The sequence below is a fragment of the Alphaproteobacteria bacterium genome, from assembly GCA_025800285.1.
In the GTDB taxonomy this organism is placed as follows: Bacteria; Pseudomonadota; Alphaproteobacteria; order JAOXRX01; family JAOXRX01; genus JAOXRX01.
In genome coordinates this window covers 1-784 of sequence record JAOXRX010000094.1, presented here as the reverse complement: position 1 = coordinate 784, position 784 = coordinate 1, and the positions used below count along the sequence as shown (strand labels likewise).

The window sequence follows — 784 nt, the reverse complement described above, 5'->3', positions numbered from 1 at the left end:
CAGGCATAAAAATTGTTCTGTTATATATTTAAGGCAAAGTTTTTACAAAACACCAAGAGACATAAGATTAAATTGTTCTCATTACTGTGTTTATGAATTTCCATCTTCAAGAGAAAGAAATATGATATCATCAGAACTTGGTGTTGATAAGGAAAAATTTAAAAAAGCAACAAAAGAACCTTATTCATTTTTGTATGTTGACAAACCAATGAAAAGAATAAAAAAAGAATTTTTATGGAAATGTATAAACAATTATAATGTATAATCATTAAATAAAAATGGGAATATTCAATCAACAATCTATTAATCCACAACGAGGAGGGGTATCAATTTTGAGAGGATTGCAAGGAACACCAGGTGTTGGTTTTAGTCTTACAAAAGATGGAAATTATGATATGGTGAATAAAAAACTAAAAAATGTTGGTGAAGGTGTTGAAAGTAGTGATGCAATCACAAAACATCAATTGGAAGTATCAATGAATACTAAACTCAATAAAACTTCATTAAGCAATTATGTCAAAAGAATTCATCAGAAGTCGGTGCAGACCTCGATATGAAAGGTTATGCCATAAAAAAATATGAAAGTCACTCCTGGTAATGATGCAAGTGCCACTTCAAGAAAATATGTTGATAGAAAGATTGCTACTAAAGCTGATAAAAATGATCTCAATAGTTATTTGAAACTTCATGGAACTAAACAAATGCAAGCCAATTTAAAAATGAATAATAAATGAATAACTGGATTAACTAATGTACCCGCTTATGTTGGAGAAGCGGTAAATAA

At 29.1% G+C, this 784-nt stretch carries 3 protein-coding genes; all 3 read left to right on the top strand.

From position 1 onward, the window contains the following. On the top strand, positions 1-265 hold a 265-nt coding region (locus OIF36_04875), incomplete at its 5' end, for a hypothetical protein (protein ID MCV6599787.1). A gap of 67 nt (positions 266-332) precedes the next feature. After that, on the top strand, positions 333-557 hold the full coding sequence (locus OIF36_04870; protein ID MCV6599786.1) for a hypothetical protein: 225 nt from the start codon (positions 333-335) through the stop codon (positions 555-557). A 21-nt stretch (positions 558-578) separates the two neighbouring features. Beyond that, positions 579-734, top strand: coding sequence for a hypothetical protein (locus OIF36_04865; GenBank protein ID MCV6599785.1), 156 nt, complete (start codon positions 579-581; stop codon positions 732-734). The last annotated feature ends 50 nt before the right edge of the window (positions 735-784 follow it).

What these genes read in the sequence shown, in the direction of transcription:
- OIF36_04865 (MCV6599785.1), top strand. Translation starts at nt 579, where the DNA reads ATGAAAGTCACTCCTGGTAATGATGCAAGTGCCACTTCAAGAAAATAT.